This window comes from Larkinella soli (assembly GCF_003703975.1).
Lineage (GTDB): Bacteria > Bacteroidota > Bacteroidia > Cytophagales > Spirosomataceae > Larkinella > Larkinella soli.
In genome coordinates, this window is the sequence record NZ_QTJY01000003.1 from 175022 (window position 1) to 194466 (window position 19445).

Genomic DNA, 19445 nt, shown 5'->3' on the forward strand with positions numbered 1-19445 from the left:
GACTGCTTCGATTCAGTGGATTAGGATAATCGCTTTATTTTTTATCAGTATATAAAGTCAGTATTCCATACGTGCTTTTTCCAGAGGATCATTAATCTCCGTTTCCAATGAGCGCTCCTACCGTTGAAATTCTCCAGAAGGTAATTCAGGGTGACCAGAAGGCCTTTGCCGTTCTGTACAACCATTACCGCAAACCGGGGCTGAAGTTCTGCATCACGATCCTCAAGGACGAGGAAGAAGCCGAGAACATGCTCCACGAGGTCTTCATCAAGCTCTGGGAGCGCCGTAGCCAGATCAATCCGGAACTGAACTTCACCTCCTATCTCTTCACCTGCCTGCGGAACCTGGCGTTCGATAATCTGAAGAAAATCGAGAAAAGCCAGCACCTCCGCCAGCAGTACATGGAGCGCATGGAAGCCGCCCGCGAGGAGGAACTCGAAGAACAGGAGGCCAAAATCCGGCTGCTGAATACGGCCATCGACCTGTTGTCGGAAAAGCGGAAGCAGATTCTGATGCTGAACGTCGAGGAAGGCAAATCCTACCAGGAAATTGCCGAGATGATGCACATCTCCAAAAATACCGTCAAGAACCAACTGGTGAAGGCCAAACAGTTCCTGCGCGAAAAGGTCGACTTCGCCACCGTGGCTACCCTCATTTCCCTGTTTCTCCTGAATCGCTGACCCTTCCCTTCCGGCAAAAAATATTTTCCTGATCGATAGTCTTTTAGAAACCGGCCACCGTATCATAAGCAGATTCACAAACGAAGCTTACGATGCAACGGTCCCGCGCCGACTATTTGATTAACAAACTGATCAGCAATGAGCTGTCGAAGGCCGAACTGGACGAATTGCTGGAAGGTCTGGCCAACGACGACTCGCTGAAGGAGTATTCAGATATTCTGGAGCGTTATTTCCATTCGCTGATGGCGGAGGAAACGACCGACACCCCGGCCGACCCGGCCCCCTCCCCCGAAGCCGAACCCCTCCCCGAACGCCCCGGACTTTTCCGTCGTTTTTTTTCTGACTACGGCCGGCTGGCCGCCACGGTCGCCCTCGTGCTGGCGCTGGGAGCCGGCTGGTATGCGTTCATCGACCGGCCCGGCAACGCGCGGCTCACCGGCCGCATCTCCGCGACGACTCCCCACGACGCCTTTGCCCGGAAAGAGGCCGTTCCGCGCGGGAGCCGGAAGAACGTCCAACTGAGCGACGGCAGCAGGGTCCGGATCAATTCGGCGAGCCGCCTGAGTTTTCCGGAGCGTTTCGGCCGGAACGAACGGAAGCTGGCCCTGAACGGCGAGGCTTATTTCGACGTCAAACGCGACCCCGCCCGCCCGTTCACCATTGCCCTTGACGACCTGAAAGTGAAAGTGCTCGGCACCTCCTTCAACATCCGGTCCTATGCCGAAGACGACGAGATCGTGATCACGGTGCATTCCGGGAAGGTCAGCGTCGACATCGCGGGCCGGCCTGAATCGCCCGTCATCCTGACGAAAAACCAACAGCTCACCTTTCATAAAAAAACCGATCAGTATCAGATTACCAGCGTGGATGCCGGGCAGGAAAGCATCTGGGTCGACGGGGCGCTGCAATTCGGCAACACGCCCCTCGAACAGGTCGAACGGACCCTGGAACGGTGGTACAACGTCGAGGTCGTCATCCAGGATTCGACGATGTACGGGTCGTCCTTTACCGGAAAGCACCGGAACGAAAGCCTGCCGGCCATCCTAGAATCGCTCTGTTTTGCCATGAACGCCCGCTATGAGATCGACGGGCGGACCGTCACTATTTCGCGTTAACCCTAATTACCTTCATGAAACACTCAATCCAAAAACTATGAATGCGAACTCTATCGTCCAGCAGACCCTGAGGTGTCTTTTTGCAATGGCATTGCTGGTGGGGACGTGTTGCTCCGCTGCATCGGCGAAACAGCCGGAAAATGACCTGGAGAAGGTAAAAACCAGCTTCAGTCACGAGGAGGGATCGATCCTGAAAATCATGGACAAGATCACCCGGACTACCGGTTACACCTTCTTTTACGAGGATAACCTGAAGAATGACCTGTCCAGATCCATCCGCATTGAAAATGGCACAAATCTACAAAGCGTCTTAGCCAGCATCTCCCAACAGACGGCCCTCGAATTCCGGACCGTCAACAAAAACATCATTATCCGAAAAAAATCCGACGCCCTGACCGATCCGAACGACGCCCGGCAGAACCGTAAGGTATCCGGCCGGGTGACCTCGAACATCGACGGTACAGGGCTTCCGGGGGTAAACATCGTCATCAAGGGTTCGCAGGTCGGGACCACCACCGACGGCAACGGCCGCTACGCCCTCGATGTGGCCGGCCCCAACACCACTCTGGTTTTCTCCTACATCGGCTATCAGGCCCAGGAGGTAACCGTCGGCAGCCGGAACACCATCGACGTGGTCTTGACGGAAGGGGCCGAAACCCTGCAGGAAGCGGTCGTAACGGCGCTCGGTATCAAGCGGGAAAAACGCTCGCTGGGGTATGCGGTACCTGAACTGAAGGGCGACGCCCTGACCAACGTTCCGCAGGAAAACGCCATCAATTCGCTGGCCGGCCGGGTTCCGGGGGTCGCCATCAACCAGACCAGCGGGGTCGGTTCATCGATCAGCGTCGTGATCCGGGGGGCCAAATCCCTCACCGGCGACAACCAGCCCCTGTTCGTGATCGACGGGGTGCCGGTGGCGAACAACCTGAATAACCTCCGCTCCATGGGTGACCGCAACAACGTGGACTACGGGAACGCCATCTCCGACCTCAACCCGGAGGACATCGAGAGCATCTCGGTATTGAAAGGCCCCAGCGCAGCGGCCCTGTACGGCTCGCGGGCCGGTAATGGGGTCATCCTCGTGACGACAAAAAAAGGATCGAAAAGCCGGGGGCTCGGCATTACGTTTTCCACCAGCAACGTGTTCGAGCGGCCCTACCGCTACCTGGACTTCCACTACAAATACGCCAACGGCGACCGCAACAACCGTCTGGACGAAAGTTCGGCTTACTGGGGCGGCCCGGCATTGGATATGGGGAATACGGCGGTGCAGTGGAACAGCCCGGTGGGACCCGACGGCAACAAGGTGGCCACCCCGCTGGTGTCCTACAAGGACAACATGAGAAACTTCCTCGAAACCGGCCTCACCTCGACCAACAATATCGCCCTGGCCGGGGCCGGTGACAAAACCACCTACCGGGTTTCGTTCAACAACATGACCAACAAGGGTCTGATCCCGAATTCGGACCTGTACCGGAATTCCCTGGCCTCGGCGGTTTCGTTCGATCTCAACAAGAACTTCCGGCTGAATACGAACCTGAACTTCGTCCGTTCGAAATCGAACAACCGCCCGTCGACCAACAACCGGGGTGCCAACCCGCTGGAAGCGGTGTATCTGTATCCGCACGTCGACGTTCGTCAACTGAAGGACTACTGGGTGCCGGGCAGCGAGGAAATTCAGCAGCGGGCTCCGGCGACCAATGGGGACAATCCGTATTTCCTGGCTTACGGGATCAATAACGGCTTTGTTCGGGACCGCATCTTCGGAAACATCAAGCTGGACTGGACGATATCGCAGGACCTATCGGCCTACGGCCGGATTTCGCATGACCAGTTTACCGAAAACCGCGAAACCAAAATCCCCTGGAGCTATTCCCGGGTCCGGAACGGGGGCTATTATCTCCAGGACATCGCCCGTCAGGAAACCAACGCCGACTTCATGGTGACCTATAAGAAGAAGCTGAACGACTTCGACTGGAGCATCGCCGGGGGCGGAAACTACATGACCCAGAAGTACCGCGATTCGTACATGGGCGGATCGGCCCTGACCATTCCGGGGCTGTACCGCATCGGCAACGTCCCGAACACCGCCCTCCAGTTCAGCAACGGAACGGCCGAAAAAGCCATCTACAGCCTGCTGGGTACGGCTTCCCTGGGGTATAAGGACATGGTATACCTCGACCTGACCGCCCGCAACGACTGGTCGAGCACGCTGCCGGCCTCCAACCGTTCCTACTTCTACCCCTCCGCTTCGCTGGCCTGGCTCGCCAACTACACCTTCAATCTGCCGCAGCAGATTTCCCTGCTGAAGCTCCGTGCCAACTGGGCGCAGGTAGGGAACGACACCGATCCTTACCGGCTGGTGCCCGCCCTCGGAACCGGCTCGTGGGGAAGCCTCATCACGACCAACGTTTCGGGGACGCTGCTGAACCCGCAGCTGAAACCCGAGATCCAGACCTCGACGGAATTCGGGATGGAACTGAACCTGTTCAGCAACCGGCTGCGGTTCGACGGTACCTATTACAACGCCGAAAATCGGAATCAAATCCTGACCGTGACCACACCGACCTCTTCGGGCTACGGCAGTAAACTGATCAACGCCGGTGCGCTGGTCAGCAAAGGCTGGGAACTGGCCCTGGGCGGAACCCCCATCAAGGACCTTGCCGGCTGGACCCTCGACCTCAACCTGAACTTCACCCGCAACCGGACCACCATCAAGGAACTGGCCCCAGGCATCGACTTCTACCAGCTCTGGGACGACAACAACGGCGGTGCCTTTTCCTTCGTGGGGGAAGAGATCGGCAACCTGTACAGCCGTGGGTATGCCACCGTTACCGACCCCAGTTCCCCTTACTACCGCTGGCCGATCCTGAGCAAGAACGGCGAATGGATCGCCGTCAACGACCGGAACAAGCGGGAGAAGGTGGGCAACTTCAACCCCCGTTTCATGATGGGGATGCAGGCCGCCATCAGCTACAAGCGGTTTACCCTGAACGCCAGCTTCGACTGGCGCAGCGGAGGTAATTTTCAGTCGTATACCTACCGCTACGGCGAGTCCGACTGGCGGTCGCAGCGCCAGTTGAACAACCTGATCCCGGGTGGTTTATACTCGCCTGAGGAACTGGCCAACCTGCTCAAGTCCAACCCGGAGCAATACATCATCCCTGAGAACGGCAACTTCCCGCGGGTGGGCGGCCATACCAAGGAAACCGGCGGAATGGGCTTCGATTCGAACGGAGACGGGGTACTGGAATACGACGGAGGATTCATTCCGGGCGTGATTCAGAATGCCGACGGTTCCTATACCGAACACCTCGGCGGCCCGGGCACCAACGTCTACCCGATCACCGACACCTATCCGTGGAGCTTCAACAAGCAGATCACTTTCGATGCCTCGTTCGTGAAGCTGCGGGAAATATCGCTCGGCTACACCCTTCCGAAGCTGGGGGCTTTCCGGAACGTCAACGTTTCGGTATACAGCCGCAACCTGATCCTGTGGACGGCCGCCAAAATCGGTATCGACCCCGAGCGCGCCTTCCAGGCCGACAACGGCCGGTTCCGTCAGGGAATCGAGCTGCAGAACGTGATGCCGTGGACCATTCCGGTAGGTTTTAAAGTAGGATTCAGTCTGTAACCGCCCATTAAGAAACGATAAAAGGAAATGAAACGACTCTCCGTTTTTTCAAAAGCCGTTTTCGCTCTTGCCATTCTGCTGGTGTCTTCCTCCTGCGAGGATAAACTGACGGAGCTGAACGAAAACCCCAACGTCGTCGACCCGGCTTCGGCCAACCCCAATATGCTCATGCCGACGGTCATGACCGAGGTCGGCAAGCAGTACCTGAACCTTGGTTACGGCGATGTTGCCGGGGTGGTTCAGCACACCCAGAAGGACGGCTGGTTCAGTGGGCACAACAGCTACGACTGGACGCCCAACGACTGGAGCACCTACTACAACCTGCTGAGAAACAACGAATTTCTGTACAAGCGATCTGTAGAACTCAACTACAAGTTTCACCAGGGAGTGGCCCTGACGATGCGGGCGTTTCTGTTCGGGCAGATCACCGACCTCTGGGGCGATGCCCCCTACACGGACGCGCTGAAGGGCGATGTTTCCAACGACTACATCCTGCCCAAATTCGACAGCCAGGAAGTGATCTACAAAGGCATCCTCGAAGACCTGAAAGCCGCATCGGCCCTTTTTGCCTCCGGCGACGCTACCGGTTACCGGACGGGCTACGACGTCTTCTACAACGGCGACCCGGCCAAATGGCAGAAGTTCTCGAACTCACTGCTGCTCCGCTATTACATGCGGCTTTCGGCCAAGCTGCCGGATGTGGCCAAGGCAGGGATCGAAAGCATCTACGCTTCCGGCGTGTTCATCAAAACCCCGGCCGAGGATGCCGTGATGGAATACGTCGGCGGCACTTCCGGAAACTCCTGGCCGGGAGCGGCCGAATTCGAATCCGACCCCTCGGAGTTCCGCCGTCGGAAGCCTGCCAAAATGCTGACCGACAAGCTGCTGTCGGTCGACGACCCCCGTCTGAAAGTCTGGTTCCAGCCGGTTTACGTTCGCTGGGTGGCCGACCCCACGCTGACGGTGCCCGTCGATCCTTTTATCCGGAAGAACGGGGTGATTCAGAACGGGACCGTCTCGCTGACCGATGCCAAATACCTGACCGAAATAAAAGCCGGGGCCAAATTTACGCGGCACTACAATCCGAACACCTTCACGGTGGCCGTCGATACCCGCGAATATGTGGGCGTTCCGGCCGGACTGATCGACCCGAGTTCGTATAACTACAACCCGACCCCCGGACAGGTGGTCCAGAACCAGCACGTCTCCCAACTGGCCGAAGTGTACCGGGGAACGAAAGGCGGGTTGCTGAAAGCCCGGATCATCTCGGCGGCCGAAGTGTCGTTCATCCTGGCGGAAGCGGCCCTGAAAGGCTGGGCTGCCGGATCGGCCGAAACGCATTATAACGCGGGGATCAAAAACTCCCTCGAAACCTGGGGAGTCGGCGGTCAGTATGCCACCTTCATTCAGCATAAGGACGTCAAGTTCAGCAACAAGCTGGAGCAGATCATGGAACAGAAATGGATCGCCGGCTGGACGGCGGCAACGGAAGCCTGGATGGATTACCGCCGGACCGGGCTGCCGGCCTTCAAAGCCGGACCGGCCTCGCCCGAAGCCGTTCTGCCCGTTCGGTTCATTTACGGCGATAATGAAACCAACTACAACAACGCTAACATCCTGAGCGCTCTTTCCAAACTGGAGGAAAACCCCTATACCAAAATTCGGGGTAAGAACAGCCAGTGGGCCAAGCCCTGGATCATTCAGGGAACCGGCAAACCCTGGTGAGCAGTCAAAAGTGTCAACAGAAAAGGGTGGAAACTTTCCACCCTTTTTTTACTTTACCCATCTTCAGCCTCATCCGCCATGAACCGACCCATTCTCCTCTCTCTCCTGCTGCTTCTGTGCCTGACTTCGGCAGGGCGGGCGCAGTCGTTCCGGGCCGGGGCCGCCGTCCGGGTGCTGACGCCCGACCCCCTTCTGCCGGTTTCCGGCGGCATCGGCACTCCCAAAAAAGCCGTTGAAAAGAAGGGCGACCTGTTTGCCCGGGCGGTGGTCTTCGAACAGGACGGCACCCGGGTCGCCATCGTCAGCGTCGATAACCTGGGCTGGCCGTCGGCGCTGGGCAACCGGTCGCGGGCGCTGATCAAAGGAATTCCGCCGGAAAACGTGCTCATCGGAGCCACGCACACCCACAGCGGCCCCGACGCCTATGGGTTCCCGGACGAATCCGGAAAGTCCCTGGCCGACCTGCCCTACCTCGACCGCTGCGTGCGGCTCATTGCCGACGCGGTCAATGAAGCCGGCGAAAAGCTTCAGCCGGCCGTGCTGAAAATCGCCGTCGGCGAGGCCAAAGGAAAAATCGCCTACAACTACTACGCCGACCAGCTCTACGACCCCCGCTGCGGGGTGATTCAGGCGCTGGCGGTCGCCGGACCGAACCGGGGCAAACCGATCGTTACCCTGGTGAACTATGCCGTCCATCCCGAGATCATCGGCTCGGGCCGGGGCCTCCTCAGCCCCGACCTCTGCGGCCCCCTCTATGCCCGGATCGAAGCGAAGGCGGGCGGCATCGCTCTGTTCATGAACGGGGCGCAGGGCGGCATGGTCACGGCCGACAACCGGCGGGAAAACGGCCAGGAAGCCAATACCTGGGAGGAGTGCATCCGCATTGGCGAACTGCTGGCGGACGAAGCCCTCCGGATCGTGGAACCGGCGCCCGTGCTGGAAAACCCGGCCCTCTACTGTGCCGCCCGGAAGGTGGAGTTTCCCGTCGATGCGGAGATCATGCGGTATATCATCCGAAAATCCCCGCTGAACTACGCCATCGGGGCCGACAACCGGGTAACCGCCCAGGTAAACCTGCTGAACCTCGGTCCCGCCCGGATTCTGACCATTCCGGGGGAGGCCCTGCCCAACATCGGTTATTACGTCAAGCGACACATGAATACCCGCTTCCCGTTTCTGTTCGGCCTGACCAACGATGCCTTCGGTTATATGCTGACGAAGGTCGATTTCAACAGTTTCAAACGTTATGAATACATCAGCCGCACCAGCCTCGGCGAGATGACCGGAGAAATCTACATGGAGGCCGTGCTGAAATGGCTGTCGGAAAGCCCCAGGCCGGAGGGAAACAACTAACCGTCCACAAATAACCCTTTGAAATTTACCTACTTATGAACCGCCTTTTTCTAATCCTTGCCCTGCTGGTTACCCCGGTTTTGCTGTTCTCCTTCGAAACCGGAAACCGTGAACCCGTGACGCCGGCCACCGCCCTGCAAAGTTACCTCGGCAACGGCGATCCCTCCTTCAAATGGGAACTCAAAGACCGGTTCGAAGCCGGTGACGTTCAGGGGTACAACCTGCTCCTGACTTCGCAGAAATGGCGGGATCATACCTGGAAACACCAGCTGACGATTCTGGTTCCGAAGGAAAACCGGTTCGACGGCGCGCTGCTGTTCATCACGGGCGGTTCGCTGGAAAACGGCCTGCCCCGCTGGAGCGGCCCCGACGACAGGCTCCTGCGCGGCCTGGGGCCGATTGCGGTGAAGAACAGGGCCATCGTGGCCGTTCTCCGGCAAACCCCCAACCAGCCGCTGTATGACAACCTGACCGAGGACGCCCTGATCTCGTTCACGCTTCACAACTTTAAGAAAGACCGTGACTACACCTGGCCGCTGCTGTTCCCGATGGTGAAGGGCGCCGTGCGGGCGATGGACGCCGTGCAGGCTTTCTCGAAGCAGAACCTGAACCACACGGTTTCCCGCTTCGTCGTCTCGGGGGCCTCCAAACGGGGCTGGACCACCTGGCTGACGGGCGCCAACGACAAGCGGGTGACGGCCATCGCCCCGATGGTCATCGACATCCTGAACATGCCCGTCAGCCTGGATTATCAGGTGAAGGTCTGGAAGGAATACAGCATCCAAATTGAGGACTACGTCAAGCTGGGCATCCCGCAGACCGCCCGCTCCGAAGCCGGCAGCGCCATCAACACGATGGTGGACCCCTACTCCTACCGGAAAAACCTGACCATGCCCAAGATGATCTTCATGGGTACCAACGACGAGTACTGGGTGGTCGACAACATCAAGAACTATTACGACGACATCCCCGGCCAGAACCTGATCCATTACGTCCCGAACGCGGGGCATAACCTCGGCGACGGCCGGCAGGCGTTCGAAGGGCTGAGCGCCTTTTTCGGAATGACGATGGCCGGTAAACCGTATCCGGTCTGCACCTGGAAAGCCACCCCCGGCAAGGACGGGCTTCAGGTCACGGTCCGGACCACGGCCGACGCGCTCACCGACGTGGTGGTCTGGTCGGCCAACTCGACCGATACCGACTTCCGCAATGAAAAGTGGACCAGCCGAAGCTTAGGCATTAAAAACCAGGGAACGGTCGCGCATACGGAAAGCTATCCGGCCTCCGGCTACCACGCCTTTTACGTCGACCTGAAATATGCCGACCCCAACGGCGGCACTTACACGGAAAGCACCCGGATGTTCGTCACGGACAACGATGAAGCCTTCCTGAAACCGGGTTCGTTCCAGTGAGGCCGGATCAGACCAGGCGTTTGGGAAGCAGGCGGCCGGTCGACTTCATGTACGCCCGGTACTGCTCCCCGAACTGGTCGATCATCATCTGTTCCTCCCGGTCTACCCGGCCGAGGTACATAATCCAGAACCAGATCAGGAGCAGCCCGCCGACCAGCCAGTTGGCCGAAAGTAGCAGGGTTCCGATGCCCGACAGCAGAAAAGCCAGGTACATCGGGTGCCGGACGTAGGCATAAATGCCCCGGACCACGAGCGTATGGTTTTCCCGGATGTTCAGTTGACCGTTCCAGTTGGAACCCAGCGCTGAGTGCGACAGCAGCAGCACCACGGTTCCGGCCACGACTACCAGAAAACCAGTATATCTCAGGCCGTCAGGCAGGGAGAAATGCGCAAAGTCGAGCCAGGGGGTCAGCCCGTAAATCAGGGGCAGCAGAAACAGGTAAAAGCCGGTTCGGTACATCAGCATCTCCCGGCCGGGGTTGACGGTCCGGACCGGTTTTCCAAACGGATTTCTCCGGAGAATGAGCATTCGGATGATTTGTCCGGGGAGGTAGCAGGCCAGGAGCAGAATCCGGAAGGTAAGTTCGTCCGCCATGAGGAAGGTGGGTTTAGCTGACGCTTGTTTCCTGCCGAAAGAGCATTCCGGACCAGGCCGCAAGGCCGGCGGCCAGCAGCGCCTGCGCCCAGCCCAGCGCGGTCTCCACGCCGTTCAGGACGGCGATGGAACTGATCACGACGAGGGCCAGGTTGGAAACGAGGATAAACAGAATCATCGCCTTCCGGCCGAGAGACGGGCCGGCATTCCGGGCATACCAGCAGGCCATGCCGACCGCGAAGAGGGTGGTTCCCCATCCCTGGGCTACAAACCGGGCCCCCGCGTTGATCCATTGCGGGTTGGTGAGGTATTGATCGCCCATCAAATCCGGCGTGAAGGTGAGGGAAATCCCGAACAGCATACAGATGATGCCTACCGTCGAGAACAGCAGTTTGGGTTGCATGATCGTGAAGTGATTAAGGGTAGAGACAAGACGCAGCAAAGTAAGAATAAATACCCGGATCCGCACACGGGAAAACCACCCGATCTACGGGGCATTTTCCGGTATATCCAATTGATAATCATTTACATTCATTTACGGCCGTTGCCCATGAAGTTTCTGTTCCTGCTGGGCCTTTTTCTGACCGGTTTTCATTCCCGTTCCCAGCCCGGTATTTCGGCTCACCGGGGGGCTTCGGGGGCCGCGCCGGAAAACACCCTGTCCACCTTTCGGGAAGCCCTGAAACTGGGCGTCGATTACATCGAGATCGACGTCCGGACGACGAAAGACGGCCGGCTGGTGATCCTGCACGACGGCTCTCTGGATCGCACCACCACCGGGTCGGGACCGGTCCGGGATAAAACCTTACCGGAGGTGAAAGGGCTGTCGGCCGGAAAAGGCTTCGGGGCGCGGTTCGCCGGCGAAAAAGTCCCGACCCTGGAAGAGGTCTGCGCCCTGCTGCGCGACTGGAATGCCGGCCACTCCGACCGTAAGGTCAATCTGTATGTCGATTGCAAGGAGGTTGCCGCCGGGCCGCTGGTGCAGACGCTGCGGAGCTATGGGCTGCTGCGGGAAGCGGTTTTCTACGGCTCCGACGCCTACCTGCTCAGCCTGAGACAGGAAGCCCCCGACGCCCGGCTGATGCCGTCCCTGAAGAAGGCCGAAGACCTCCCCGCCAAAGTGCAGGCCCTGTCGCCCTATGCCTTCGATGTGCGCTGGAACCTCCTGAGCGACACCCTCGTCGGGCAGATTCACCGGCACGGCATCCGGATTTTCTCCGACGCCCTGGACGATTTCGAACAGCCGGAACAATACCGCAAAGCCGCCCGGATGGGCATCGACGTGATCCAGACCGACTTTGTCAGCCGGGTGCGGGAGGCCCTGGAAGGGGAGAAAAAACAGTAAGGGTCAATTTTTTCATTAACTTTCGTTCAGCTTTTCAGACAGTAAAAAGATAGAAAGCCGGTAAAGACTAACCGATTGGTTAATGAAGGGTGCAAAGCGACCATCTTTTTCCCCCCTTGCGTTTTGGGACGTCAATTTCGAAACAATCGATTTTGAAAAGCATAGTCAGTTTGTAATCGAAAAAATCGTTAACTACGGAACCTGGGAGGATTTTGTAGAAATGTTGAGATTCTACGGAATCCATCGTTTCAAGGAGGAGATTCTCAAGGCGGCTTATTTAAAAAAGGAGGCTTTGAATTTCGTTTGTGTCATTTTTGACCTAAGCCCCACCGACTTCACATGCTACACACGGAGACAGTCGCAGAACCTACCCTGGACTTATTAAAACGGCTTTCTTCGATTCCAGAACTGGCAGCATTTGCCCTGGTTGGAGGCACTAACCTTTCTTTACGTTTCGGACATCGTATGTCAGTCGATCTCGACTTTTTTACATCTAACCCCTTCGACCTTTTTGAAACGCAGGAAATTTTGAGAGAGAACTTCCCAACCGCCCTGCAACTCTATGCAGGGAATCAAACTCTGCAATACTTTATAGAAGGCGTGAAGGTTGATCTGATTCTTCATAAATATCCTTACCTTCAGCCAATTGACACAGTTGATGGGATTCGTTTGACCTCATTGCCGGCCCAATCGATTTAAAAGACATTGAATGGTCCGAAGTCAAAGAAGTCATTATTGAAAAGACCAAAGGTTTTATCCGGAATTCAATCTGAGGTAATTCGTATTCTTCTCCTGCCGTACAAATTTCCGGTCATCCCGATAGCCTGAACCCCCTCCTCCTCCGTACTACTTCTGAATTTAATTCCTGACATGGAAACCATTGCGCCATTAGCCATCCACGGGGGCGAAAAAACCGTGGGCCGCAGCTTTCCCTGGCCCGTTTTCGACGAAAGCGAGGTCGAGGCCGTAGCCGATCTGGTACGCAGCGGCCGCTGGGGTGACCCCGACTGCGCCGACACCGTCGAAACCTTCGAGAAGGAATTTGCGGCCTACTGCGGCGCCCGCTACGCCGTCAGCTGCGTGAACGGCTCGGTGTCCCTGCGGCTGGCGCTGATCGCCTGCGGGGTGCGGCCCGGCGACGAGGTGATCGTTCCGCCCTACACTTTCATCGCCACGGCCTCCGTCGTGCTGGAGGTCAACTGCGTGCCGGTGTTCGTCGACATCGACCCCGACACCTACAACCTCGACCCGAAGGCCGTCGAAGCGGCCATCACGGATAAAACCCGCGTCATCATCCCGGTTCATTTTGCGGGGCAGTCCTGCGACATGGACGCCCTGATGGACCTGGCCCACCGGAACGGTCTTAAAGTCATCGAGGATGCCGCCCATGCCCACGGGGCGGAATACCGGGGCCGGAAACTCGGCTCCATCGGCGACGTAGGGAGTTTCAGTTTCCAGTCGTCCAAAAACCTGACCGCCGGGGAAGGCGGAATCGTGGTAACCAACGACGAAGCCCTCTACCGGATGATGGCCTCGCTGCGGAACGTCGGGCGCATGGAGGGCGGGCAGTGGTATGACCACTTCAATCCCGGCTGCAATTACCGCATCACCCAGATGCAGGCCGTCCTGCTGTCGCGGCAGCTGACCCGGCTGGAGAAACAGACCCGCGTCCGGGACGCCAACGGCCGGTACCTCGGCGCCCTGCTCGACGGCATCGACGGCATCACGCCCCTGACCCGGGGCCACGGCGAAACGCTTCACTGCTATCACCTCTTTATTTTTCGGTACGAAGCGTCGCAGTTCGGGCAGCTTCCGAAACGTAAATTCGTCGAGATGCTGGGCGCGGAAGGCGTCCCCTGCTCGGCCGGCTATCCACACCCGCTTTATAAACAGCCCCTGTTTCAGAATAAGAACTTCATGTGTTACGCGATCCCCGAAACCGTCGACTACACGGGCGTGTACTGCCCGGTGGCCGAACGGGCCTGTCTGGACGAGGCCGTCTGGATTTTCCAGAACGCCCTGCTCGGCACCCGGGAAGACATGGAGTCCTTCGCCGAAGCCATTCGAAAAATTCAGCGGTATGTAACCGCATAGCCGCACCGATTCGCCCAATGATCCTGAAAACCCTGACCCGTTCCCTCTTTTTTCTTTTTGTGTTCCGCCTTTCGGGGGCGGCCCAGCCCGTGGAACTGAAAAATGCGGCTGTCCTGGTTTCCACGGGTGTAGCCTCCCCCATGCGTGAAACCGCCCCCCGAATGCTGGCGGAGGAGGTCGCCAAACGCAGCGGTGCCGGCCCCGCCCTCGCCAAAGCCTGGCCCTCGGGACGAACGCCGGTGATCGCCCTCGTAACCGCCGGCGAGAAGGAACTGCTCGGCCGCCCGGTTCCGGCCGTCGTCGGCAAAGACCGCCCCGAAACCCGGCCCGAAGGCTTCCGGGTGGTCAGTGAATCCTCGCCCAAAGGCACGACCGTCTGGATCATCGGGGCCGACAGCCGGGGCATCCTGTTCGGGACCGGCTGGCTCCTGCGTCACCTGAACATGGAAGCCGGCCAGGCCCGGCTGGAACTGCCGGTCGAAGCGGCCTCCGCCCCCGCCTACCCCATCCGCGGGCACCAGCTCGGGTACCGGCATACCGCCAACTCCTACGACGCCTGGACGGTGCGTCAGTTTGAAGAGTACATTCGGGAACTGGCGGTTTTCGGGACGAACGCCGTCGAGGGTATTCCCTTCCACGAAGACGAAAATCCCAGCCCGCACTTCAAAATTCCGGCGGCCGAGATGCGATTGAAAATCAGCGGGATCTGCCGCGATTACGACCTCGACTACTGGGTCTGGACCCCGGCGACCTTCGAACTGACGGACGAAGCCAAACGCCGGAAGGAACTGGACCTGCACGAAGCCTTCTACAAGGCCTGCCCCCGGCTCGACCATATCTTTTTCCCAGGGGGCGACCCCGGCGACAACCATCCCCGCGAGGTGATGGCATTCCTGAAAGACCTGCATACCCGGCTGGTCCGATACCATCCGAAAGCGAAAATCTGGATTTCCCTCCAGGGCTTCAGCGTCGAGCAGGTCGACTATTTCTACCGCTACCTCGACGAGCAGAAACCCGGCTGGCTCGCAGGCGTGGTGTCGGGGCCGAGCAGCCCGCCGATGGCCGAAACCCGCTACCGGCTGCCCCGCCAATACCGCCACCGCGAATACCCGGACATTACGCATACCGTCCGCTGTGAATTTCCGGTCGAGCGCTGGGACCAGGCGTTCGCCCTGACCCTGGGCCGCGAGCCGGCCAATCCGCGCCCGTTCTTCTCCGCCCGCATCCATGAGACCTACGCCCCATTCACCGACGGCTTTGTGGCCTATTCGGACGGCTGTCATGACGATGTCAACAAGGTGGTCTGGAGCATGCGGGCCTGGGACCCGGAGCAGGACGTCAACGCCATCCTGACGGATTACGGCCGCTTCTTTTTCGGACCCCGGGTCGCCGAATCCTCGGCGGCCGGGATGGCCGCCCTCGAACAGAACTGGGAAGGGCCGCTGGCCCGAAACGGGGGGGTGGAAACGACCTTCGCCTTCTGGAAAAACCTGGAAACCGCCAATCCCGCCCTCAAAAACAACTGGCGCTGGCAGATGAATCTGCTCCGGGCTTACTACGATACCTACACCCGCCGGCGGCTAATTTACGAACAGGAGCTGGAAAGACAGGCCAACGCCGAGCTTCTGAAAGCCGGGGAAACCGGCCCGGAGACGGCCATGAACCGGGCGCTGGAACGCCTGAACCGGGCGGAGCAGCAGCCCGTGGCCGCCGACCTTCGGAACCGCATCGAAAGCCTTTGCGCCGATCTCTTTGCCTCGATCGGCCTGCAAACCAGTGTGCCGAAATACAAGGCCAAAGGCTACGAACGTGGCTGCCTCCTCGACTTCGTCGACTATCCGCTCAACAACCGCTGGTGGCTGGCCGACGAGTTTAAGAAAGTGCGGGATATGAAAAAACCGGAGGAACAGCTCGAACGACTCCGGACCCTCGCCTATTGGGAGAACCCAGGGCCCGGCAGCTATTACGACGACGTGTCGAGCGTGACGAAAGGCCCACGGGTGAAAACCATCTCCGACGACGCCACCGACATTGCCTGGTGGGAAAACGGCAAAAGCCGTGCCCGCCTGTCGACGCAGACCTTCCAGAACTGTCCCTCCCTCGATTACGGGAATCTGGAGCCGGGTGCAAGTTACCTCATCCGGGTGGCCGGGGAGGGAGAAGCCCTGCTGCGGGTCGACGGCAAACGACTCTCTCCCGTCCGGTATGAGCGCGGCCTGGAAGCGTTCAAGGAGTGGATCGTTCCGCGCGCCCTGACCCAGGACGGCCGGATTTCCGTGACCTTCGACGAGCCGGAGGAATCCCACCTGAACTGGCGCAAACAATCCAAGATTTCGGACGTGTGGTTGCTGAAGCAGTAGCCCCAACCCCCCGGAAGGGGGCTTATCGCTGCCAGATAAAAACTGCGGAGCTAAGCCCCCTTCGGAGGTTGTTTGAGGAAGCGTTTTGTCATCCCGACGCAGGAGGGATGACAAAACGCCCGGAAAGGCAAAAGCCCTTCCTCGAACAAGCTCTATAGGAGAACTCAATCCGGCACGGTTTGCCCACAGATGGTTGACAGATACATCACCCCCTCCTTACCAAGGAGGGGGCCGGGGGGTGGTCTCAAAGTTCCCGAATCCGGATATTCCGGAAGGCCGACGGGTCGCCGTGGTCCTGGAGCAGCAGATAGCCGGAGCCCTGGCCGAAGTCGGCCACATTGCGGAATTTACTGGCGGCTTTGGCGGTCTGGAAGTCAGGGCCGTCGCGCCGGACCTCCACGACTTTGACGCCGTTGAGCCAGTGTTCGATGAGCGGGCCGTTCACGCGGACCCGGCCCTGGTTCCATTCCCCGATGGGTTTCAGCCGCCGGGAGGTTGGGGCAAAGAGTTCGTAGAGGCCGGCGGTCCGTCGCTTGTCGTCTTTGTCGGCGGCAATGTCCTTGTTGTCCTGATCGTCGATGATCTGGTATTCACAGCCCAGAACCGAGCCGTCCGGGTATTTCTTCACGAGGTATTTCAGCCCGCTGTTGGCGCCGGGTGTCAGCCTGAATTCAAACTCCAGGTCGAAATTGGTAAACTGCCGCCGGCTGAGCAGGTCTCCACCCCGGCCGGAACCGTCCTTGTTCACCACCAGCATTCCGTTTTCCACGACCCAGCCCTGTGGCGGGAACGTCCCGGTTTTCGCCCCGACCCATTGGCTCGTGTCCTTGCCGTCGAACAGGGCGATCCAGCCGGACTGGAGCGAGAGCAGAAGCAGGAGATGGTGGAGCATAGGCGGTTAAGAGTTTAGGGGTTTAGGAGTTTGGGGGTTGGGGTTGTGATCAAAACTAATTCATTTGTCGGGCGTTTTCAATACCGGGGGAATAGAAATAAATTTGGATGAATTTTGACCGGACCAAGAATTTTAATCAGTTGTTTAAATTTTTTGGTTAAACCATTTGTTTACTAATTTTCGACCCATACATTTGATACGGCAATGAGTAAGAAGATGAGCAATTCTCAGATATCAACGGAAGATCGGATCAAGGAAGCGGCCAAAAAGGTCTTCCTGGAAAAGGGCTTCGACGGTACTACGACGCGGGATATTGCCAAACAGGCGGGGTTGAACTGCGCCCTGATGAACTACTATTTCCGGAGCAAGCAGAAGTTGTTCAGCAGCGTCTTCGAAGATATGCTGATCCTGTTCTTTCAGGGAATGACCAATATTCTGAACAAACCGATCAGCCTGAAGGAAAAGGTCGTTGAACTGGTGAACCACGATTTCCGGACGCTGGTCGAAAATCCGAGCCTGACCAACTTCGTGCTGAACGAACTGCACCGGGAGCCCGAGCGATTCGGCCAGACGTTTAATGCCCACAAGATGGTGAACGAGGCCCTGCTGGCCCGGCAGCTCGAAGAAGCGTCGGCCAAGGGCGAAATCCGGCCCATCGACATCAAGAACTTTTTTCCGCTGCTGATGGCCAATATCCACTTCCTGTTTCTCTGCAAAAGCATGACCATGGAAACCTGGAATATGACCGAAGCCGATTTTGTCCGGTTTGCCGAAAAACATAAGGACATGGTGATCGAAATGGTGACGGATTATCTTTTTCTGCCCCAGGAAGTTCCGTAATTTTTTTGCCCCTTCTTTAATCAATTGTTTAAATCAATTATTTACAACTTTTATCCACAACTCACAGTATGAGACAGTTACGATGGCAAACGAGCCTCCTCCTGTTGCTGACCGGCTGGACCGCCCGGGCGCAGGACCTGACGCTCGACCAACTGGTGGACCGGGCGCTGAAGAATAACCTGAGCGTTCAGACGGCCCGGCTCGACGAGGCCGGAACCGAGGCCCGGATTCGGGAGGTGAAGGCCGGTGCGCTGCCTCAGGTGAATCTGAGCGGGGACTACCGTCGCTACGCCAAAATACCCGGTCAGGTCGTACCGGCTTCCATCTTCGGCGGGCCGGAGGGCAGCTACCAGACCCTGGCGTTCGGGCTTCCCTACAATCTCTCCACCACGATTCAGGCTTCGCAGGTTCTGTACAACCCGTCCGTGGGGCTGGGCCTGAAAGCCGCCCGTATCGGCCAGGATGCGGCCTCGCTCCAGACCCTGAAAACGAAGGAGGACGTCGCCTATAACGTGACCGCCACCTATTACAACCTCCAGGCGACCGTCCAGCAGATGACTTTCCTCCGCAGCAACCTCGAATCCGTCGACCGGCTGATCCGCATCACCGAACTGCTTCGGCAGAACCAGCTGGCCCAGGGCATCGACGTCAACCGGCTTCAGATCAGCCGCACGACCTCCGCCACCCAGATCGAGTCCGTGCAGGCGAACTATAACCAGTTGCTGAACCTCCTGAAATACCTGACCGGCACTCCGCAGTCGGATTCCCTCCGGGTGCAGGTTACCCTGCCCGAATCGGCCCCGGCCCCGCTTCACTCCCAGGCGGAAACCGCCGGCCGGACCGACCTCCTGCTCCTCGACCGTCAGAAACTCCTGAACGAAATCGGCCAGCGAAACGTCCGGGCCGGGTTTATTCCTACGGTGGCCGCCTACGGCGTCGCCAACAGTACGTTTTTCGGCATCGGCGGGGAGAACGGCATCCTGAAGAACGTGCCGGGCTACTGGTTCGGACTGCAACTGAACTGGAACCTCTTCGACGGGCTGGCCCGCAAATCCCGGCTCCAGCAGCAGCGGATCGAAAACGGAAAAATCACCCTGCAGCAGCAGCAGGTCCGGGAGTCGATGGCCATGGAAATCACCAACGCCCGCAACCGGTTTCTGGTCGAACAGCAGAACCTGGCGGCCGGCCGCGACCAGGTGACCCTGGCCGAAAAAGTATACGGCCGCGCCCAGCTTCAGTTCAAGGAAGGCATGGTTTCGCTGACCGAAATCATTCAGGCCGAGAATTCACTTCGTGAAGCACAGAACAATTACCTCAATACCCTGATCCGGCTCCGCACCGCCGAACTGGACTGGAAAAAAGCCACCGGCACGCTCGTTGCCAATTCCTGATCAACATCC

At 58.5% G+C, this 19445-nt stretch carries 16 protein-coding genes; 13 read left to right on the top strand and 3 right to left on the bottom strand.

Going from position 1 to position 19445, the window contains the following annotated elements:
- Positions 1–107 precede the first annotated feature (107 nt).
- The 6 genes from DX909_RS10510 (at position 108) to DX909_RS10535 (ending at position 9919) form a co-directional block, all read left to right on the top strand.
- Positions 108–680, top strand: a complete 573-nt coding sequence (locus tag DX909_RS10510) for an RNA polymerase sigma factor (protein WP_128545128.1) — start codon at positions 108–110, stop codon at positions 678–680.
- A 92-nt stretch (positions 681–772) separates the two neighbouring features.
- On the top strand, positions 773–1795 hold the full coding sequence (locus DX909_RS10515; RefSeq protein WP_128545129.1) for a FecR family protein: 1023 nt from the start codon (positions 773–775) through the stop codon (positions 1793–1795).
- 37 nt (positions 1796–1832) lie between these two features.
- Positions 1833–5429 carry a SusC/RagA family TonB-linked outer membrane protein gene (locus tag DX909_RS10520; protein WP_128545130.1) on the top strand — a complete coding sequence of 1199 codons (3597 nt, stop codon included), beginning with the start codon at positions 1833–1835 and terminating at the stop codon, positions 5427–5429.
- Between the two features lie 27 nt (positions 5430–5456).
- Positions 5457–7154 (top strand): SusD/RagB family nutrient-binding outer membrane lipoprotein, encoded by a 1698-nt coding sequence (locus DX909_RS10525; RefSeq protein WP_128545131.1) that lies wholly within the window; start codon positions 5457–5459, stop codon positions 7152–7154.
- Positions 7155–7232: 78 nt separating this feature from the next.
- Complete coding sequence (locus DX909_RS10530; RefSeq protein ID WP_128545132.1) at positions 7233–8507, top strand: hypothetical protein; 1275 nt, start codon at positions 7233–7235, stop codon at positions 8505–8507.
- Between the two features lie 35 nt (positions 8508–8542).
- Positions 8543–9919: a PhoPQ-activated pathogenicity-related family protein gene (locus tag DX909_RS10535; protein WP_128545133.1), complete on the top strand. Its 1377-nt coding sequence runs from the start codon at positions 8543–8545 to the stop codon at positions 9917–9919.
- Between the two features lie 7 nt (positions 9920–9926).
- Here DX909_RS10535 and DX909_RS10540 read toward each other — a convergent pair whose 3' ends face one another.
- Both DX909_RS10540 and DX909_RS10545 read right to left on the bottom strand, forming a co-directional pair.
- On the bottom strand, positions 9927–10514 hold the full coding sequence (locus DX909_RS10540) for a protein-S-isoprenylcysteine O-methyltransferase (protein WP_128545134.1): 588 nt from the start codon (positions 10512–10514) through the stop codon (positions 9927–9929).
- Positions 10515–10527: 13 nt separating this feature from the next.
- Positions 10528–10917: a hypothetical protein gene (locus tag DX909_RS10545; RefSeq protein WP_128545135.1), complete on the bottom strand. Its 390-nt coding sequence runs from the start codon at positions 10915–10917 to the stop codon at positions 10528–10530.
- Between the two features lie 147 nt (positions 10918–11064).
- On the opposite strand from DX909_RS10545, the gene DX909_RS10550 reads away from it, so the two are divergent.
- The 5 genes from DX909_RS10550 (at position 11065) to DX909_RS10570 (ending at position 16313) form a co-directional block, all read left to right on the top strand.
- Positions 11065–11859: a glycerophosphodiester phosphodiesterase gene (locus DX909_RS10550; protein WP_128545136.1), complete on the top strand. Its 795-nt coding sequence runs from the start codon at positions 11065–11067 to the stop codon at positions 11857–11859.
- A gap of 82 nt (positions 11860–11941) precedes the next feature.
- On the top strand, positions 11942–12244 hold the full coding sequence (locus tag DX909_RS30085; RefSeq protein ID WP_128545137.1) for a DUF6922 domain-containing protein: 303 nt from the start codon (positions 11942–11944) through the stop codon (positions 12242–12244).
- Complete coding sequence (locus tag DX909_RS10560) at positions 12199–12558, top strand: nucleotidyl transferase AbiEii/AbiGii toxin family protein (RefSeq protein WP_128545138.1); 360 nt, start codon at positions 12199–12201, stop codon at positions 12556–12558. Before DX909_RS30085 ends, DX909_RS10560 begins: the two co-directional genes overlap by 46 nt.
- 171 nt (positions 12559–12729) lie before the next feature.
- A complete protein-coding gene (locus DX909_RS10565) occupies positions 12730–13953 on the top strand; it encodes a DegT/DnrJ/EryC1/StrS family aminotransferase (RefSeq protein ID WP_128545139.1) in 1224 nt (407 codons plus the stop codon).
- 17 nt (positions 13954–13970) lie between these two features.
- Positions 13971–16313, top strand: a complete 2343-nt coding sequence (locus DX909_RS10570) for a hypothetical protein (protein ID WP_128545140.1) — start codon at positions 13971–13973, stop codon at positions 16311–16313.
- Between the two features lie 244 nt (positions 16314–16557).
- Here DX909_RS10570 and DX909_RS10575 read toward each other — a convergent pair whose 3' ends face one another.
- Complete coding sequence (locus DX909_RS10575) at positions 16558–17205, bottom strand: 3-keto-disaccharide hydrolase (protein WP_128545141.1); 648 nt, start codon at positions 17203–17205, stop codon at positions 16558–16560.
- Between the two features lie 216 nt (positions 17206–17421).
- Here DX909_RS10575 and DX909_RS10580 point away from each other — a divergent pair, with 216 nt between their 5' ends.
- Together DX909_RS10580 and DX909_RS10585 are read left to right on the top strand one after the other, a co-directional pair.
- On the top strand, positions 17422–18045 hold the full coding sequence (locus DX909_RS10580; protein WP_164851254.1) for a TetR/AcrR family transcriptional regulator: 624 nt from the start codon (positions 17422–17424) through the stop codon (positions 18043–18045).
- A gap of 68 nt (positions 18046–18113) precedes the next feature.
- A complete protein-coding gene (locus DX909_RS10585; RefSeq protein ID WP_128545143.1) occupies positions 18114–19436 on the top strand; it encodes a TolC family protein in 1323 nt (440 codons plus the stop codon).
- Positions 19437–19445: the final 9 nt, after the last annotated feature.

Bases quoted from the DNA above. Each gene is read 5' to 3' on its own strand.
- DX909_RS10510 (WP_128545128.1), top strand. From the start codon at position 108: ATGAGCGCTCCTACCGTTGAAATTCTCCAGAAGGTAATTCAGGGTGAC.
- DX909_RS10515 (WP_128545129.1), top strand. From the start codon at position 773: ATGCAACGGTCCCGCGCCGACTATTTGATTAACAAACTGATCAGCAAT.
- DX909_RS10520 (WP_128545130.1), top strand. From the start codon at position 1,833: ATGAATGCGAACTCTATCGTCCAGCAGACCCTGAGGTGTCTTTTTGCA.
- DX909_RS10525 (WP_128545131.1), top strand. From the start codon at position 5,457: ATGAAACGACTCTCCGTTTTTTCAAAAGCCGTTTTCGCTCTTGCCATT.
- DX909_RS10530 (WP_128545132.1), top strand. From the start codon at position 7,233: ATGAACCGACCCATTCTCCTCTCTCTCCTGCTGCTTCTGTGCCTGACT.
- DX909_RS10535 (WP_128545133.1), top strand. From the start codon at position 8,543: ATGAACCGCCTTTTTCTAATCCTTGCCCTGCTGGTTACCCCGGTTTTG.
- DX909_RS10540 (WP_128545134.1), bottom strand. From the start codon at position 10,514: ATGGCGGACGAACTTACCTTCCGGATTCTGCTCCTGGCCTGCTACCTC.
- DX909_RS10545 (WP_128545135.1), bottom strand. From the start codon at position 10,917: ATGCAACCCAAACTGCTGTTCTCGACGGTAGGCATCATCTGTATGCTG.
- DX909_RS10550 (WP_128545136.1), top strand. From the start codon at position 11,065: ATGAAGTTTCTGTTCCTGCTGGGCCTTTTTCTGACCGGTTTTCATTCC.
- DX909_RS30085 (WP_128545137.1), top strand. From the start codon at position 11,942: ATGAAGGGTGCAAAGCGACCATCTTTTTCCCCCCTTGCGTTTTGGGAC.
- DX909_RS10560 (WP_128545138.1), top strand. From the start codon at position 12,199: ATGCTACACACGGAGACAGTCGCAGAACCTACCCTGGACTTATTAAAA.
- DX909_RS10565 (WP_128545139.1), top strand. From the start codon at position 12,730: ATGGAAACCATTGCGCCATTAGCCATCCACGGGGGCGAAAAAACCGTG.
- DX909_RS10570 (WP_128545140.1), top strand. From the start codon at position 13,971: ATGATCCTGAAAACCCTGACCCGTTCCCTCTTTTTTCTTTTTGTGTTC.
- DX909_RS10575 (WP_128545141.1), bottom strand. From the start codon at position 17,205: ATGCTCCACCATCTCCTGCTTCTGCTCTCGCTCCAGTCCGGCTGGATC.
- DX909_RS10580 (WP_164851254.1), top strand. From the start codon at position 17,422: ATGAGCAATTCTCAGATATCAACGGAAGATCGGATCAAGGAAGCGGCC.
- DX909_RS10585 (WP_128545143.1), top strand. From the start codon at position 18,114: ATGAGACAGTTACGATGGCAAACGAGCCTCCTCCTGTTGCTGACCGGC.